We start from the raw sequence: 15,143 nt of genomic DNA on the forward strand, positions 1-15,143 counted from the left end.
ATTTTTTAACTAACTAATTAGTTTTATATTTAGTGTTATAAATATAATAACCTATGAGAAAACTAATTTTTTGCATGGTGCTACTTTTCGTAGGCTCGCTACATGCACAAACAATTAAATTCACAGTAGAAGGGGTAGTTCAAAATCCTAAAAATGCAAAATTTGCTTACCTGGTAAGTAATGCAACAGTTGCAGGAAAAAAGGATTTGTTTTTGGTGAGGCCAATGGATGGCAATCATTTTCAACTATCGGCCACGTCCGACCTGGAGGGTAAACTTTTGCGAGCGGGTTTTGTTTTTATTGATGAACGTGGAGCTATTACCTTAGCTGAAGTAAAAGCCAAGATAAAACAGAAGGTTTGGTATGTGGGCGGAAGTGCTAATCTGAAAACAATTTTTTTGGAAGATGTTAAATTGGATATTGAAAATCCATATAATTTGGAACCTGCAAAGATAATTAGTGGTGGGATTTATCTTCAGCAAACAAAAGATGTATTAGCTGCCTTTAGAGATAAAAAAAAATTGAATTTTATTAAACAAAATGCTGATTCACCTATTGCGCTTATGGAATTGAGTAAATTAATCCCTTTATATTATAGCCCATTCCGCTCCTCAGGTATGGGGCTGGATTTTGGCTCGCCTGAAGAATTATACAGTGCACTCTCGAGCAGGTTAAAACAGAGTAATGAAGGTAAGGCAATTAAAAAGAAAATTGATGAGGCATTAAAAAAATAAGGCCCACAGGTTTTGTTTTATACTTTAATCATTCTTGGCAGGATGCTTGTTCTTTTTTATTAAACCTATGCCATGAGAAAAATTTACTATGCCTTTGTGCTTTTGTCGCTTGTTGTCATCACATCATGCGGTAAAAAAACGAATAAAGATCGCGCTATTGCACTTGTAGAAGCTAAACACGAAAATAATAATCAGGATTTGAATTTTGATAGTTCCAAATTAGATAGCCTTTACAATATTTCTCCTCAGGCTTATGCTGATAGTCTAAAAAAAGGAAATGAGTTAGATGATACTTTAGCTGTCCTCGAGAGTGAGATAGAACATTTGAGTCAGGCAGAGTCGGATAGTGTAGGGTTGATTAGTGCTAAATTAACCAAAGAAAGGTATCATTTATTGGACGTTGCCAAAACCAAACCAGCTTTCATCGGCTGGCAGCTTTCGAAAGTAGTAGTTGAAGGAGAAAAAGCCGACACTTTAAGCTTTAATTTCGATAAGGGGATTACCAAAATCGTTCCTTAACTATTTTTTATTTTACTTTTGCAGCATAACCCAGAATCAATATGCTTCAAATCCAGGAAAATATTTCGTTAAAACCGTATAATTCGTTTGGTATCGATGTTAAGGCAAGTTACTTTGCCGAGATATTTTCTGAAGCAGATTTAGCCAGACTTTTTAAAAACGAAATCGTAAAATCTCAAAAGCTCTTGGTTATTGGTGGAGGGAGTAATGTGTTATTTACTCAGGATTATAAGGGATTAGTTGTTAAAATCAGCATCAAAGGCATTCAATCCAGAATGATTGATGATAAAGTGTTGGTAATAGCCGGTGCCGGCGAAGTATGGAACGATTTTGTGAACTACTGTGTTGGGCATCATTTTGCAGGCGTAGAAAATTTAAGCCTGATTCCTGGTACTGTGGGTGCCTCGCCAATACAGAATATTGGTGCTTATGGGGTAGAGCTTAAAGATGTTTTCCAAAGCTGCAACGCTTTTGAGATCAAAACAGGAAAAATCAAAACCTTTACTTATGACGATTGCCATTTCGGTTACCGCGAAAGCATTTTCAAAGGTGAGTTGAAGGGCCGGTATATTATTACATCCGTTACTTTCCGTTTATCGGCGGAAGCAAAAATTAATACCTCCTATGGTGCCATTGAAACCGAGCTGCTGAACAGGGGCATCGAAAAGCCGGATATTGCTGATGTTTCATCTGCTGTATCGCATATCCGAGTAAGCAAACTGCCCGATCCGTCTACTATTGGCAACGCAGGTAGTTTCTTTAAAAATCCGGTGATTGAAAAATATGAATTTGCTGATATTGTGGCGAAACACCCCGATGTGGTACATTACCCTACAGCTGATGATAAAATTAAATTGGCCGCCGGCTGGTTAATTGAGCAATGTGGCTGGAAAGGTAGAGTGATAGGCCAAACAGGTACCTGGAAAAACCAGGCTTTGGTTTTAGTTAACCATGGCAGCGCAACTGGCACAGAAGTGTATAATTTTTCTGAACAGATTATAGACAGTGTAAAGTCTACTTTTGGAGTCACTTTAGAAAGAGAAGTAAATATTCTGTGACGAAAGCCAGCCCTTATGTGGTTATACGCTTTTGGCGCCATGCCAGAAAATTTTGGTACTAAGTTTGTTTAGGTTATAGCGAATGGACAATAATTCATTTGTTTTTTTTATCTACCTAAAGCTAAATATCATGACAAAATTTGAATTCAATCATCTGGTTAACCATCACTCGGTATCGCTTAGATCTTATGCTTTAAATTTTACAAAAGACGCAGAAGACGCAAATGATTTGGTTCAGGATACCATGCTGAAAGCGATCACTTATTACAATAAGTTTAAAGAGGGTACGAATTTAAAAGGTTGGTTATTTACCATCATGAAAAATACTTTCATTAACAACTATCGCCGTTTAGTAAAAACGAATACTTTAATTACGCAGAGCGAAGATATTTCTTCTGCAAACCTTTCATTTAGTGCAACTAAAAATCAGGCAGAAAGTAAATTTGTATTAGGCGATATCGATAAAGCCCTTTCGCAATTGCCTGAAGAGTATTATGTGCCTTTTATTCGTTATTTTGAAGGATATAAGTATCACGAAATTGCAGATATGTTGGCTATTCCGATTGGAACAGTAAAAACACGTATCCATGTAGCAAGAGGGATACTTAAAAAATACTTAAAAACATATTCGAAAGAAATTGCCGCATCAGAAGTGGCTTAAGATACATCCATCGAAAAACTGGAGGCTCAGATTTATCTGGGCCTTTTTATTTTCTTTTTGGAGCGCAATGTTTGGTAGTTCTTAGTTTCGGTTGCTCCCGCTATCTCTTCAAGTCCACGTTTCGTTCCTCAGTTGCTGGCTTTACGCGCTATCGGGTCTATCAACCCAAGGCAGTATTCAAAAACAGTTATGGAGCATGAAATAGCCAAAAGTGGAAAAGACCGTAAAAGCAAAAGGCCTGAAAAATCAGGCCTTTTTGCTTATCATATATTTGGTTAGTTGATTCTTATTTTTTCTTTCAACAATTCGCCTTCTCTCTTATTTCGAAACAAATGCAAACCCCGAACGATTATGTGTTTTGAAGCTTTATTGCAGTATTTTTGTTTTGTGGTTATAAAGATAAGGGAAATTTTAAATTTGTCAAGCTTTTTTTAACTTTTTTTTTATTTCTTTTGCTACCACTTGCCCAGATATGATTGCAGGTGGTACACCGGGGCCCGGAACGGTTAACTGTCCGGTGTATAAAAAATTTGTTACCTTACTTTTCATCTTAGGTTTTAAAAAAGCCGTCTGTTTCAAAGTGTTTGCTAATCCATACGCATTTCCTTTAAAGGCATGGTAATCTTCCACAAAATCGTTCATGGCATAACTGCGCTTAAACAAAATGTTACCGCCAATATCGTTACCGGTTAAATCTTTAAAGCGTTCGATCAATAAATTAAAGTATTCTTCCCTTTTACTTTCGCTATCTGCTAAATCAGGTGCAACCGGAATTAAAAAGAAAAGGTTCTCACAGCCCTCCGGTGCAACACTTTTATCCGTTACGGAAGGACAGCATGCATAAAATAGGGGCTTTGATGGCCATTGCGGATTGGTGTAGATTTCTTCGGCATGTTGATCGAAATCCTCATCAAAGAATAAGTTGTGGTGTAATATATTGTCTAGTTTTTTATTTAATCCGATATAAAACAAAAGGCAGGAGGGAGCCATTGTTCTTTCATTCCAGTATTTTTCGTTGTAATTACGGTAAGGTTTATCAAAAAGATGTTGATCAATATGGTGATAATCGGCATTGCCCACCACAAAATCACTTTTAAAGTTGCCCTTGTTGGTAATTACGTACTCTGCCAGGTTGTTTTTCACTTCAATTTTGGTTACCTCGGTATCGAAAATAAATTTTGCGCCCTCACTTTCGGCTATTTGTTGCATAGCAGCCACAATTTTGTGCATGCCGCCCATAGGGTACCAAGTGCCTAAAATCAGGTCGGCATAGTTCATTAAACTGTATAGGGCAGGTGTGTTCTGTGGCGTGGCACCTAAAAACAAAACCGGGAATTCTAAAAGTTTCCTCAAACGCTCATTCTTGAATAACCGGTAAACATGTTTACGCATATTGCCCAAAAGCTGCAATTTGATTCCACTAACAGCCAATCTGGGATCGAAATATTCCATCACACTGTGCGAAGGCTTAAAAACATACTCATTCATGCCTACATCGTACTTGTATTTGGCCTGATCAAGAAAGTGTTTTAGGTTTTTGCTGCTTCCTGGCTCTAGTTTTTCGAATAAAGCATATAAATCAGCTAATGTTGCTGGAACATCAATAGTATCCTGTTTGCCAAAATAAATACGGTAAGAAGGGCTTAATCTTTTTAGCGCATAAAAATCAGAAGTCGTTTTGCCAAATAAGTTGTAGTAGTTTTCGAAAACATCTGGCATCCAGTACCAGCTGGGGCCCATATCGAAAAGAAATCCGTCTTTTTGCCAGGTTCTGGCCCTGCCACCGGCCATTTCGTTTTTTTCGATCACCGTAACATCACAACCATCCTTAGCCAATAAAGCTGCAGCAGTCAAACCTGCAAAGCCAGCACCGATAATGGTAACCCTGGGTTTTTTCTCCATGGTGTAAATAAAGGAATTTTATTGCGTTTTGTTTTTGTTTTTTGTCATTCGGTGTGGTTGTCAATCTGAACGCAGTGAAGAATCTTCTTTGTATTAGTAGTAATCTTTATGAGGACTTGATTCGATCGATAGTTTGGGTGCTGTATTTCATCGGTTGGAAATCCTTCGCTATGCTCAGGATGACACTATAACGCCAAGATCAACAAATGATTTATCCTTCAACAATCATGTCGTTAAGAAAATCCCAATTTTTGTTTTTACGTTCAATTAACGCATTCTTCTTTGCTCTTGTCCAGCCTTTTATTTCTTTTTCTCGTTCAATAGCATATTCAATGTGTTCAAACCGCTCAAAATAAACCATATAGTGGCAATTATATTTATAAGTAAAAGCGAACTTATTTTCTTTGTTCTCTATATGTTGTCTAAGTCTTGCTTCTAGATCGTTTGTTACTCCGGTATAAACCACAGTTTTGTTTTTATTGGTTAAAATGTAAACGAAATAATTATGATCCATAATTAAAAATAAATGTTTTTTATGATTTTAACTAAAGTGTTTTGTCATTCTGAACGCAGCGAAGAATCTTTCTTTTATTGGGGGTAATCTTTATGGGGGCTTGATTCGATCGATAGTTTGGGTACTGTATTTCATCGGTTGGAGATCCTTCGCTATGCTCAGGATGACAGTAAAGGGAGGTTTGTCATTCTGAACGCAGTGAAGAATCTTTCTTTTATTGGAAGTAATCTTTATTGGAACTCGGTTGGACCGATAGTTGGGTTCTGTGTTTCATCGGTTAGAGATCCTTCGCTGCACTCAGGATGACAGTGAGAGCAAAAGCGCTTAGCTTTTCTTACCTTTGCCCAAACTCATGATTAAACTACGCATTATATTTTTTCTGCTGTTTGCAGCAAGCAATATTACTTACGCCCAGTTATCTACCCAAGAAATTGCGATATTAAAAACTAATATGGTTAAAGCGGTAGGAAATTCGAAGCTAACCGACTCATTATTTACCAAACTGAGCAAGCTGGCCAATAAAACCGCCTTAATTACTGGTTACACCGGAACGTTGGAGGCACTTAAGGCCAAGCACTCATGGAATCCATACAACAAGATTAAGTATGTGGGCCGATCGCTCAAAACCATGCAAAAAGCAATTGATATGGATAAGGAAAATATGGAAATTCGATTTATGCGGTTTTCTATTGAGTTTTATACACCTTCTTTTCTCGGCTTTAGTAAAGATTTAGCTCAGGATAAAAAAGAGATCCTTAAACATTATCAAAATGAAAATTTTGGCCTAGCCGATCGCGAACTGGTTAAAAACGTAGCTAAATTTATGATCGACAGTAAAAAATGTACGCCAGCGGAAGTTAAAATTTTGACAAAACACCTTTAGCATGAATTATACCTATCTACTTATCAATCTTGCTGTAATCTTCTTTCCCCTGGTTTTATCATTCGATAAAAAGGTTCATTTTTTTAGCAAATGGAAGTTTGTATTCCCTTCAATATTGATCACGGGCTTGGTGTTTTTAATTTGGGATATCCTGTTTACCAAGCTCAATGTGTGGTCTTTTAATCCCGATTACCTTATTGGGGCAAATCTTTTGGGACTACCTTTAGAAGAGATTCTATTCTTTTTAACAGTTCCTTATGCCTGTGTGTTTATTTACGAATGTTTGAATGCCTATTTTCCAAAAAACGACTTGCAAAAGTATAGCCTCGCAGTAAGTAATTTGTTCCTCGGGCTTTGTGTGGCCATTTTGTTTTTTGGTTATAACAGGTGGTACACACTGATCAATTTTGGCTTTTTATTTATAGTGCTGGCCTATGTAGAATATGTAAATGTCGATTTTAGGTTTATGTACAAGTTCTATAGGGCCTACCTAATTTCGCTTATTCCTTTCTATATTGTAAATGGGTTTTTAACTTCTATACCTGTGGTGATGTATAACGATAAGCAAAACCTTGGTTTTAGAGTGGGTACAATCCCTTTCGAAGATCATTTTTATTTAATGGGGCTGTTGTTGATGAATGTTTTTCTTTACGAGGTTTTTAAAAGCAAGGGCGTTAAAAGAACATCTTAAAGTAGTGTTTTAAAATTAGGAAATGATTGGGCTGCGGTCCTTGGAGGCTGGCAGTCCCGCCTTACGCTTTACTCCGTTGCACTTCGTGTTCGCTCCAGTCGGGTTTAGAAACAAGGGGTTGTGCACCGTGCAGCCGTACAAATGAAATACTGGTGTCCACCTAGCCCCGGTTGAAGCGATACTGTGCAGCAACGAGGTACGAGGCAGCGAAGCGTAAAAGTGTAAAACGGGAGAGAACTTGGTATTTTGTAAAAGCTTTGCGCTTCAAATGAGAATAATAAATTGAAATACCCAATATAAAGATCTTCGACCCGATCAGACTGACAATGGTTTCTTTAAAAAAGATGTCATCCTGAGCGTAATCGAAGGACAATCTTTTTTAATTATCTTCAACCCGAAATTAATTTAAATGGATTTACCCAGCTATACCAAGCAGCAGCTCGCTTTACGCAACGGACAGGACAAACCTCAAATATGGGTGGCTTATAAAGGTTTGATCTACGATATGACCGATAGCAGGCTGTGGCGGAACGGTAAACATTATGAGCACTGGGCTGGGCAGGATTTAACCGACGAGTTGCCTGATGCACCCCATACCGAAGCTGTTTTTGAAAAATTTGTACCGATAGCCGTATTGGCTATACCAAATTGATTTTTGTAAGAGTAGATTTAAACGGTACAATTAAAATTAAGATATGTCATGTTGAGCCTGTCGAAACAGCTCGTGTTAAGTCCTTCGACAGGCTCAGGATGACAATTAATTTATATTAAACTTCTATTGTAAAAGCACTTAAGCTTACAAATTCCTGAATTCTTGCTGCAACTTCTTCATTGGTTAAATTTAATAACCTTTCCGTTCCAAATTTCTCTACGCAGAAAGAAGCCAAAGCAGAGCCATAAATGATCGCATTTTTCATGTTATTGAAGTTAATTGTGCCCACTTTAGCTAAATAGCCGATAAAGCCACCTGCGAAAGTATCGCCGGCACCTGTTGGATCAAATACTTCTGCCAAAGGCAAAGCCGGGGCTGAGAAAATCTGATCTTCATGGAATAACAATGCACCATGTTCACCTTTTTTAATGATCAAATATTTTGGTCCCATGGCAAGGATTTTTTTAGCAGCTTTAACCAATGAGTATTCACCCGATAACTGACGCGCTTCGGCATCATTAATGGTTAATACATCTACCATTTTAATGGTTTCCAATAAATCATCCATCATGATATCCATCCAGAAGTTCATGGTGTCCATTACGATTAATTTCGGGCGGTTTTTAAGGCGTTTGATTACCGTTTGCTGTACCTGTGGGGTTAGGTTGCCTAACATCAGGTATTCGCAGTCTTGATAGCTCTCTGGGATAATTGGATCGAAATTTTCCAGTACATTCAATTCCGTAATTAAAGTATCACGGCTATTCATGTCGTTATGGTATTTTCCTGACCAAAAAAATGATTTTTCACCTGCTTTAATCTGTAGTCCTTCGGTGTCAATACCGTGTGTGGTGAAGGTATCAATATCTGATTGATGAAAATCATCACCTACTACTGCTACAATTTTTGCTTTATTATAAAAGTAGGAAGCTGCTAAACTTGCGTAAGTTGCTGCTCCACCTACAATTTTATCTGTTTTTCCGAAAGGAGTTTCAATAGCATCAAAAGCTACAGTACCTATGATTATCAGGCTCATATCTATGTGTTAATTTTTTTTTAAAATTTTTCACTGCAAATATTGCATAAATAATTTAAAAGCCCTAATATTGCATTCCCAAAACGAACAAGGGTATGTGTGCTGTTAAGTGCAAAGAACCTCGTTTTAGGAAATGACCAGTACTCCTTCTTAGCTCAGCTGGTTGAGTCCCGCAGGAGCGGGATTAATCAGAGTTTAAGAAAAGATCAAAGGATTTTGATCAGTATTAATAAAAACACAACCAGAATAAATAAATATTCCTTCTTAGCTCAGCTGGTTAGAGCATCTGACTGTTAATCAGAGGGTCGCTGGTTCGAGCCCAGCAGAGGGAGCAAAACCCGCAACGAAAGTTGTGGGTTTTTTTGTGTTCTATGGAATTTTACATTTATATCCTCTATACCCTTACTTCCGATATTTATTATGTTGGCTATACGAATGATTACGTGCGGAGACTGGGTGAGCACAATGGGTCTGAGCTGGCAACTTTTACTTCTAAACACAGACCTTGGGCACTAAAGGCTGTATTCTCTTGTGGCGGGCAAGAGGTTGATGCAATACGGATCGAGAGGTTTATCAAAAGACAAAAGAGCAGAAAGCTGATAGAAAGGATAATCGGCGGTGAAATACTTACAGGTCTACTAGCTCAACTGGTTCGAGTCCCGTACGTGCGGGATTAATCAGAGGGTCGCTGGTTCGAGCCCAGCAGAGGGAGCCAAAACCCACAACGAAAGTTGTGGGTTTTTTTGTGTTCTATGGAATTTTACATTTATATCCTCTATTCCCTTACTTCCGATATTTATTATGTTGGCTATACGAATGATTACGTGCGGAGACTGGGTGAGCACAATGGGTCTGAGCTGGCAACTTTTACTTCTAAACACAGACCTTGGGCACTAAAGGCTGTATTCTCTTGTGGCGGGCAAGAGGTTGATGCAGTACGGATCGAGAGGTTTATCAAAAGACAAAAGAGCAGAAAGCTGATAGAAAGGATAATCGGCGGTGAAATACTTACAGGTCTACTAGCTCAACTGGTTCGAGTCCCGTACGTGCGGGATTAATCAGAGGGTCGCTGGTTCGAGCCCAGCAGAGGGAGCCAAAACCCACAACGAAAGTTGTGGGTTTTTTGCGTTTAGCACTGAGCGAGAAATTTATCCTGAGCGCAGGGAGTTCAGGGATCAATACCAAAAGCTCAGTAGAGGGAGCAAGGATTTTCAAGTCTGAAAATCAGATAAAAACCCCAATATCAACAGGGGTATATGACTTTTACAAATTATTTAACAAAGGAAATCCAGCGATTTGGACAGCTATAGACTGGCCATCAGGACCTTATCCGAAGCGTCACCTCTTTTAGTGCCAATGAACTCAAGGTATTTGACCAAGGCTGATGAAAGGATTGATTATTGCCTTCTGTGCTAAGTTTATATTAATTCAGTGTGGCTGTAAGGATAACATAAGATAAACGAATGATAGTCGTTTATCTTGTTGATATTTTGCATATCTAAATATTTTATGTATTTTTGACATAAGATAAACGAAATTAAACCGTTTATCTTATAAATATTTAACATGGATATCCAGGCGGCACTAAGAGCGTTATCTAACCAACCGCTGACCCACCAGCTTTTGGCAGGCCTTCTGAAAGACTATAAAAGGCCAAACGATAAAATATTATCTTTAAAAGTAGATGGTCTGATTGAGCCGGTCAAAAAAGGGCTTTATATCGCAGGTAGGTCCCTTGGCGCTGAACGACCTGAAAGCGCGCTGCTTGCCAACCATATACTTGGACCAAGTTATCTTTCAATGGAAAGTGCGCTCGCTCATTACGGACTAATTCCAGAGAAGGTTTTTGCGGTCACTTCAATGACTACAAAAGCCTCTAGGAAATTTCAGACCAATATTGGGCTATTTACCTACACTAACCTGCAATTGCCTTATTACGCCTTCGGTCTTGCTACCGTGAACTTGTCTAAAGACCAACAGGCAATAATAGCGATTCCGGAAAAGGCGCTATGTGATAAAATAGCTACAACAGCAGGCATAATCTTAAGAAGCCAGTCTTCTGCAAGGGATTATGTTTTTGGAAACCTGAGAATGGAGGAAGAAGACCTTGCTAAATTTGATCTTAATGTTATGTTAAGCTGGCTCGAAAATGCACCCAAAAAGGAAAGCCTGGAAATGTTAATCAAAATGATCGAAAAAATATGATAAAGGAATGGCTTGAAGGTTATCATCCCGCAAACAAGGAGGAAGCTAAAGATGCATTGAGGGAAATCATGCAGGAGATCACATTGGCAGGACTTAACCGAGCTGGTTTTTTTGAAAAGGCGGCATTCTATGGCGGAACTGCCCTCAGGATATTCTACGGGTTAGAACGCTTTTCAGAGGATCTGGATTTTTCTTTGCTTGCTGTTGATCTGAATTTTTCACTGGAAAAATACCAAGATGCTATCATAAATGAGTTCGCTGCCCTAGGTATGCAGGTATCTATTTCGGAAAAACAGAAGACAGCGAAGAGCAACATCAACTCAGCTTTTCTAAAATCGGAAACCATTTGGAAGGAACTTGTGTTGGAGGGTGTCATCCCGCAGAACGGACTTAAGGAAGTAGCCAGTATCAAGATCAAGATAGAAGTGGATAAGGAACCGCCATTAGGGTTTTCTGCTGAGGAAAAGTTATTACTCAAGCCCTTTTCGTTTTACGTGAAATGTCTGTCGCTTCCCGATCTTTTTGCCGGAAAGATGCATGCACTGCTTTTTCGCAAGTGGGGCACGAATGTAAAAGGGCGGGACTGGTATGATATGGAGTGGTACATCAAAAAAGGATATTCCCTCAATCTCGACCATTTCCTGCTAAGGGCGACCGATAGCGGTGACTGGAAAAAAGATACAATCAATGAGGAGGAGTTCAGAAAGTTATTAAGCGAAAAGATCGAAAGTGTTAAAATGGACTTTGTCAAAGCTGATATCTCCAGATTTATAAAGGATCCAAAGGTACTTGAAATATGGTCTCCAGGTTATTTCCACGACCTGACTGCAAAACTAAAAATCAATACATCAAGTTAAGTGCTAGATCTTTGGCTTTGGAGAAATTAAAATCAGAAGCCATGTGCCCAATAAAATCCATATTAATTAAAATTCGTTACAAATATTTAACGGGATTTCTTTGGTGGCTTGTAACAAATTGGTTTAGATATAGTTGGATAGCTCCATCTTTTAATCAGAGCGCCGCTGGGGAGTAAGATCCCGATTCGTCGGGAAACCCAGCAGAGGGAGCCAAAACCCGCAACGAAAGTTGTGGTTTTTTTTTGCGTTTAGGGGCTAGGTGAAGTTATACTGAATGCAGTAAAGCCTTTAATTGTTATATTTTAATTTCAGTTTTAAATACTACCGTAGCGTTGCCTTTTATCTTAATTAGCGACGGTAGATCATTTTCAATTCCGACGCTAACGCTTATCATTCCGAGCCTGTTTATCTTTTCTCCTTGTTTGCCATTGAATTCGAAGAGACTATCCTTAAAATCAACAATTTTATTTTGTATGAGGTATCCGCCTAAAGGTCCATTTGCATTACCTGTAACCGGATCTTCATTTATTCCGATTGCAGGGGCAAACATTCTTCCATATGTTAATACATCATCATCGTCCGAGTCAAATGTGAATACAAAATAGCCATTGCAATTAATCTGTTTACTTAGATCAATCAAACTATTGTAATCAGGGGTAAGATTGTTCAGCTTTTCTCTGCTTTTTATTCCAATCATCACTTTCGAATGTCCTGTAGAAGCAATCTGTACGGGGCATCTTTCATCAGTGTCATTATAATGAAGTCCTAGTGCTGATAATATCTGTTGAGTGGTAGTGTTATCGAATATCGGGCTGAGTTCAAATTTACCCTGGGTCATTATTATCTGATAGTCCCCGTTTTTCTTAATGATCTCAAAAGGCAGTATGCCAACCTTAGTTTTGTATTTCAAAATACAAGAGTCTAAACTGTATTCAATGGCTTTTGCGTACATTGCGGCTATTGTGGCGTGGCCGCAAATGGGAACTTCGGATGTTGGTGTGAAATACCTGATTAAGCCATCAGAATCATCGTCGTCGGGAGAAAAAAGAAAGGCTGTTTCAGAATTATTTAATTCTTTGGCAATCTGTTGCATTTGAGCATCAGTCAGCCCATCGGCATTCACAACTACGCCCGCCGGATTTCCACTAAATCTCTCTTTTGTAAAAGCATCTATCTGGTATATTTTATACGTTTTCATGGTTTTTTCAGGTTTGTTAAAGGAGATTTCTCCTCTTTTTGCATACACTGATCAAATATATTCAATTTTATAAGCAGGATCCTGATGCTTTAATACATATAACGGATGAAACCAAACTTATGACGATCTGTTGAAGAAAGCCCTATTAAAAAAACTTTCATAAAAATTTGCGTAGTTAAGTGACTACACTTATATTTGTAGTCAAATAGCTACATAATGAATTTAAGAAGAGATGTATTTCAGGCCATTGCCGACCCTACGAGAAGGGCGATATTGCTTTTAGTTGCTTCACAATCGATGACGGCTGGTGCAATAGCTACCAATTTCGACACCGCAAGGCCAACTGTTTCAAAACACCTGCAGATCCTCACGGAATGCGAGTTGTTGGAGCAAAAACAAAACGGCAGAGAAATTCATTACCACACTAACGCAAAAAAAATGAAAGAAATTGCCGATTTTATTGAGCCGTTCCGCAAGATGTGGGACGACAGATTTAATAAACTGGAAGATATCATGAAAAACTATAAACCAAGCAAATAGCATAACATGGAGCAGAAAACAAAAATTGATGCCGAAAATGGCAAACAGGAAATGATCATTACCAGAGAATTTGATCTGCCTGTAGAATTGCTTTTTAAGGCTTATGTTGAACCTGAAATTATAGCGCAATGGATGGGGACAAAAGTATTGAAACTTGAAAACAAAAAGTATGGCAGTTACCAGTTCGAAACTGCTGATGCTAAAGGGAATGTAGCGTTTGTAGCCACCGGAGTTATACACGAGTTTGTGCCTGATGAAAAAATAACGCGGACATTCGAAATGGAAAATACACCTTTTGGCGTTCAGCTTGAGTTTTTAAAGTTTGATAAACTAACCGATGATCGCAGTAAACTTACTATGCATGTAGTTTATAAATCAGTAGCATTAAGGGATCAAATACTTGCCTTGCCTTTTGCTCAGGGTATTAATATGGCACATAACCGTTTACAAAACATTGTAAATCAATTAAAATAGTACATTATGACAAAAAGAAACAAAATTATCTATTGGATTGCCACCGTTTGGCTGTCGCTAGGCATGTTATCAACAGGAATAGTACAGTTGATAAAAATGAAAGAAGAAGTGGCATTGTTTACGCAATTGGGTTATCCACTTTATTTTCTGACTATATTAGGAGTTTGGAAAATTTTGGGCGTGGTTGCGGTGTTAATTCCTAAATTTATTTTACTGAAAGAATGGGCTTATGCAGGTTTTTTCTTTGTCATGTCTGGTGCTGTTTTCTCACATATTGCAATTGGCGATACCAGTACTTCAGCATACTTCGGACCGATATTACTGCTTGTGTTAACTGTAGTATCGTGGTATTTTAGGCCTGCAGATAGAAAAATTAGTTCAGTTAACTAAAATAATTTAAACCATAAGGAAGGAACAGTGCAAAGGAACGAGCAAATTCGACTGATATGAAAACGAATCCAAAAGTTGATTTTTATTTTAACAAAGCGAAAAAGTGGCAGGAAGAACTGTTGCTGCTACGGACAATTGCCCTAGATTGTGGGCTTACCGAAGAATTAAAATGGGGAGTGCCTTGTTATACCTTACACAACAGCAACATCGTTTTAATACATGATTTTAAAGAATACTGTGCATTTTTATTTTTTAAAGGCGTTTTATTGAATGATATCGCTAGGATCCTGATCCAGCAAACGAAGAATGTACAAGTAGGCCGGCAGGTGCGCTTTACCAATGCCCTCGAAATAGTGGAGCTTAAAGCTATTTTGAAGACTTATATTTATGAAGCCATTGAAGTAGAAAAAGCTGGTTTGAAAGTAGATTTGAAAAAGACTACGGAATATACCGTTCCGGTTGAGTTTCAGCATAAATTAGATCATATTCCAGATTTAAAAGCTGCATTCGAAGCCTTAACGCCCGGCCGTCAAAGAGCTTATCTGCTTCATTTTGCGGCGCCCAAGCAAGCTAAAACCCGTGAGGCAAGGGTAGAGAAATTTATGCCACAGATTTTGAATGGCAAAGGATTGAATGACTAATCGTTCCCTATTTCGTGGTGTCGGATGTTATCACTATTGGTTTGTCATCCTGAGCGTAGTCGAAGGATCTTTTAATGTAGTGTAAAGGCATTGTGCTCCAGGTAGAGATTAGTGTTTTTTGAAATTAGGAAATGGGCGGTTTGTGGTTCTTGGAGCCCCTCAGTCCGGCTCATATCTTTACCTTTATA

19 protein-coding genes and 1 tRNA gene are annotated in these 15,143 nt (G+C 38.3%); 16 read left to right on the top strand and 4 right to left on the bottom strand.

Annotated features, from left to right (window positions below):
- Positions 1 to 53 precede the first annotated feature (53 nt).
- From J7E57_RS02385 to J7E57_RS02400, 4 genes are all read left to right on the top strand, one after another.
- Positions 54 to 734: a hypothetical protein gene (locus J7E57_RS02385; protein ID WP_215130229.1), complete on the top strand. Its 681-nt coding sequence runs from the start codon at positions 54 to 56 to the stop codon at positions 732 to 734.
- Between the two features lie 72 nt (positions 735 to 806).
- Entirely contained in the window at positions 807 to 1,253 is a 447-nt protein-coding gene (locus J7E57_RS02390) for a hypothetical protein (protein ID WP_215130231.1), read from the top strand.
- Between the two features lie 41 nt (positions 1,254 to 1,294).
- The gene (gene murB / locus J7E57_RS02395; RefSeq protein ID WP_215130233.1) at positions 1,295 to 2,311 is read left to right on the top strand and encodes a UDP-N-acetylmuramate dehydrogenase; all 1,017 of its coding nucleotides are present in this window, start codon (positions 1,295 to 1,297) and stop codon (positions 2,309 to 2,311) included.
- Positions 2,312 to 2,441: 130 nt separating this feature from the next.
- Positions 2,442 to 2,972 (top strand): RNA polymerase sigma factor, encoded by a 531-nt coding sequence (locus J7E57_RS02400; protein WP_215130234.1) that lies wholly within the window; start codon positions 2,442 to 2,444, stop codon positions 2,970 to 2,972.
- Between the two features lie 420 nt (positions 2,973 to 3,392).
- On the opposite strand, the gene J7E57_RS02405 is transcribed toward J7E57_RS02400, so the two are convergent.
- Together J7E57_RS02405 and J7E57_RS02410 are read right to left on the bottom strand one after the other, a co-directional pair.
- The gene (locus J7E57_RS02405; RefSeq protein ID WP_215130236.1) at positions 3,393 to 4,874 is read right to left on the bottom strand and encodes a phytoene desaturase family protein; all 1,482 of its coding nucleotides are present in this window, start codon (positions 4,872 to 4,874) and stop codon (positions 3,393 to 3,395) included.
- 211 nt (positions 4,875 to 5,085) lie between these two features.
- The gene (locus tag J7E57_RS02410) at positions 5,086 to 5,388 is read right to left on the bottom strand and encodes a GIY-YIG nuclease family protein (RefSeq protein ID WP_215130238.1); all 303 of its coding nucleotides are present in this window, start codon (positions 5,386 to 5,388) and stop codon (positions 5,086 to 5,088) included.
- A gap of 352 nt (positions 5,389 to 5,740) precedes the next feature.
- Between J7E57_RS02410 and J7E57_RS02415 the strand changes: the two genes are divergently transcribed.
- The 3 genes from J7E57_RS02415 (at position 5,741) to J7E57_RS02425 (ending at position 7,614) form a co-directional block, all read left to right on the top strand.
- On the top strand, positions 5,741 to 6,271 hold the full coding sequence (locus J7E57_RS02415; RefSeq protein ID WP_215130240.1) for a hypothetical protein: 531 nt from the start codon (positions 5,741 to 5,743) through the stop codon (positions 6,269 to 6,271).
- Position 6,272: 1 nt separating this feature from the next.
- On the top strand, positions 6,273 to 6,962 hold the full coding sequence (locus J7E57_RS02420; RefSeq protein WP_215130242.1) for a lycopene cyclase domain-containing protein: 690 nt from the start codon (positions 6,273 to 6,275) through the stop codon (positions 6,960 to 6,962).
- A 409-nt stretch (positions 6,963 to 7,371) separates the two neighbouring features.
- Positions 7,372 to 7,614, top strand: a complete 243-nt coding sequence (locus tag J7E57_RS02425) for a cytochrome b5 domain-containing protein (protein WP_215130245.1) — start codon at positions 7,372 to 7,374, stop codon at positions 7,612 to 7,614.
- A 115-nt stretch (positions 7,615 to 7,729) separates the two neighbouring features.
- Here the strand turns inward: J7E57_RS02425 and J7E57_RS02430 are convergent, their stop codons facing one another.
- Positions 7,730 to 8,650, bottom strand: a complete 921-nt coding sequence (locus tag J7E57_RS02430; protein ID WP_215130247.1) for a PfkB family carbohydrate kinase — start codon at positions 8,648 to 8,650, stop codon at positions 7,730 to 7,732.
- A gap of 258 nt (positions 8,651 to 8,908) precedes the next feature.
- Here J7E57_RS02430 and J7E57_RS02435 point away from each other — a divergent pair.
- From J7E57_RS02435 to J7E57_RS02455, 5 genes are all read left to right on the top strand, one after another.
- Positions 8,909 to 8,982: transfer RNA gene (locus J7E57_RS02435), tRNA-Asn, on the top strand.
- A 39-nt stretch (positions 8,983 to 9,021) separates the two neighbouring features.
- The gene (locus J7E57_RS27415; protein WP_215130249.1) at positions 9,022 to 9,327 is read left to right on the top strand and encodes a GIY-YIG nuclease family protein; all 306 of its coding nucleotides are present in this window, start codon (positions 9,022 to 9,024) and stop codon (positions 9,325 to 9,327) included.
- A gap of 75 nt (positions 9,328 to 9,402) precedes the next feature.
- Positions 9,403 to 9,708, top strand: coding sequence for a GIY-YIG nuclease family protein (locus J7E57_RS27420; protein ID WP_410522677.1), 306 nt, complete (start codon positions 9,403 to 9,405; stop codon positions 9,706 to 9,708).
- A gap of 508 nt (positions 9,709 to 10,216) precedes the next feature.
- Complete coding sequence (locus tag J7E57_RS02450; protein ID WP_215130253.1) at positions 10,217 to 10,855, top strand: hypothetical protein; 639 nt, start codon at positions 10,217 to 10,219, stop codon at positions 10,853 to 10,855.
- Positions 10,852 to 11,712 carry a nucleotidyl transferase AbiEii/AbiGii toxin family protein gene (locus tag J7E57_RS02455; protein WP_215130255.1) on the top strand — a complete coding sequence of 287 codons (861 nt, stop codon included), beginning with the start codon at positions 10,852 to 10,854 and terminating at the stop codon, positions 11,710 to 11,712. Before J7E57_RS02450 ends, J7E57_RS02455 begins: the two co-directional genes overlap by 4 nt.
- Before the next feature lie 295 nt (positions 11,713 to 12,007).
- Here the strand turns inward: J7E57_RS02455 and J7E57_RS02460 are convergent, their stop codons facing one another.
- A complete protein-coding gene (locus tag J7E57_RS02460; protein ID WP_215130257.1) occupies positions 12,008 to 12,910 on the bottom strand; it encodes a PhzF family isomerase in 903 nt (300 codons plus the stop codon).
- Between the two features lie 216 nt (positions 12,911 to 13,126).
- Between J7E57_RS02460 and J7E57_RS02465 the strand changes: the two genes are divergently transcribed.
- From J7E57_RS02465 to J7E57_RS02480, 4 genes are read left to right on the top strand one after another with little or no spacing between them, the layout of a single operon-like run.
- Positions 13,127 to 13,450 carry an ArsR/SmtB family transcription factor gene (locus tag J7E57_RS02465; RefSeq protein WP_057931288.1) on the top strand — a complete coding sequence of 108 codons (324 nt, stop codon included), beginning with the start codon at positions 13,127 to 13,129 and terminating at the stop codon, positions 13,448 to 13,450.
- A 6-nt stretch (positions 13,451 to 13,456) separates the two neighbouring features.
- Positions 13,457 to 13,924: an SRPBCC domain-containing protein gene (locus tag J7E57_RS02470; RefSeq protein WP_215130259.1), complete on the top strand. Its 468-nt coding sequence runs from the start codon at positions 13,457 to 13,459 to the stop codon at positions 13,922 to 13,924.
- 6 nt (positions 13,925 to 13,930) lie between these two features.
- Positions 13,931 to 14,314, top strand: a complete 384-nt coding sequence (locus J7E57_RS02475) for a DoxX family protein (protein WP_215130267.1) — start codon at positions 13,931 to 13,933, stop codon at positions 14,312 to 14,314.
- Between the two features lie 56 nt (positions 14,315 to 14,370).
- The gene (locus J7E57_RS02480) at positions 14,371 to 14,955 is read left to right on the top strand and encodes a YdeI/OmpD-associated family protein (RefSeq protein WP_215130269.1); all 585 of its coding nucleotides are present in this window, start codon (positions 14,371 to 14,373) and stop codon (positions 14,953 to 14,955) included.
- Positions 14,956 to 15,143: the final 188 nt, after the last annotated feature.

Origin of the sequence: Pedobacter sp. ISL-64 (assembly GCF_018613605.1) — a bacterium.
In the GTDB taxonomy this organism is placed as follows: Bacteria; Bacteroidota; Bacteroidia; order Sphingobacteriales; family Sphingobacteriaceae; genus Pedobacter.

Excerpts from the sequence above, each read along its gene's own strand:
- J7E57_RS02385 (WP_215130229.1), top strand. The coding sequence starts at position 54 with ATGAGAAAACTAATTTTTTGCATGGTGCTACTTTTCGTAGGCTCGCTA.
- J7E57_RS02390 (WP_215130231.1), top strand. The coding sequence starts at position 807 with ATGAGAAAAATTTACTATGCCTTTGTGCTTTTGTCGCTTGTTGTCATC.
- murB (WP_215130233.1), top strand. The coding sequence starts at position 1,295 with ATGCTTCAAATCCAGGAAAATATTTCGTTAAAACCGTATAATTCGTTT.
- J7E57_RS02400 (WP_215130234.1), top strand. The coding sequence starts at position 2,442 with ATGACAAAATTTGAATTCAATCATCTGGTTAACCATCACTCGGTATCG.
- J7E57_RS02405 (WP_215130236.1), bottom strand. The coding sequence starts at position 4,874 with ATGGAGAAAAAACCCAGGGTTACCATTATCGGTGCTGGCTTTGCAGGT.
- J7E57_RS02410 (WP_215130238.1), bottom strand. The coding sequence starts at position 5,388 with ATGGATCATAATTATTTCGTTTACATTTTAACCAATAAAAACAAAACT.
- J7E57_RS02415 (WP_215130240.1), top strand. The coding sequence starts at position 5,741 with ATGATTAAACTACGCATTATATTTTTTCTGCTGTTTGCAGCAAGCAAT.
- J7E57_RS02420 (WP_215130242.1), top strand. The coding sequence starts at position 6,273 with ATGAATTATACCTATCTACTTATCAATCTTGCTGTAATCTTCTTTCCC.
- J7E57_RS02425 (WP_215130245.1), top strand. The coding sequence starts at position 7,372 with ATGGATTTACCCAGCTATACCAAGCAGCAGCTCGCTTTACGCAACGGA.
- J7E57_RS02430 (WP_215130247.1), bottom strand. The coding sequence starts at position 8,650 with ATGAGCCTGATAATCATAGGTACTGTAGCTTTTGATGCTATTGAAACT.
- J7E57_RS27415 (WP_215130249.1), top strand. The coding sequence starts at position 9,022 with ATGGAATTTTACATTTATATCCTCTATACCCTTACTTCCGATATTTAT.
- J7E57_RS27420 (WP_410522677.1), top strand. The coding sequence starts at position 9,403 with ATGGAATTTTACATTTATATCCTCTATTCCCTTACTTCCGATATTTAT.
- J7E57_RS02450 (WP_215130253.1), top strand. The coding sequence starts at position 10,217 with ATGGATATCCAGGCGGCACTAAGAGCGTTATCTAACCAACCGCTGACC.
- J7E57_RS02455 (WP_215130255.1), top strand. The coding sequence starts at position 10,852 with ATGATAAAGGAATGGCTTGAAGGTTATCATCCCGCAAACAAGGAGGAA.
- J7E57_RS02460 (WP_215130257.1), bottom strand. The coding sequence starts at position 12,910 with ATGAAAACGTATAAAATATACCAGATAGATGCTTTTACAAAAGAGAGA.
- J7E57_RS02465 (WP_057931288.1), top strand. The coding sequence starts at position 13,127 with ATGAATTTAAGAAGAGATGTATTTCAGGCCATTGCCGACCCTACGAGA.
- J7E57_RS02470 (WP_215130259.1), top strand. The coding sequence starts at position 13,457 with ATGGAGCAGAAAACAAAAATTGATGCCGAAAATGGCAAACAGGAAATG.
- J7E57_RS02475 (WP_215130267.1), top strand. The coding sequence starts at position 13,931 with ATGACAAAAAGAAACAAAATTATCTATTGGATTGCCACCGTTTGGCTG.
- J7E57_RS02480 (WP_215130269.1), top strand. The coding sequence starts at position 14,371 with ATGAAAACGAATCCAAAAGTTGATTTTTATTTTAACAAAGCGAAAAAG.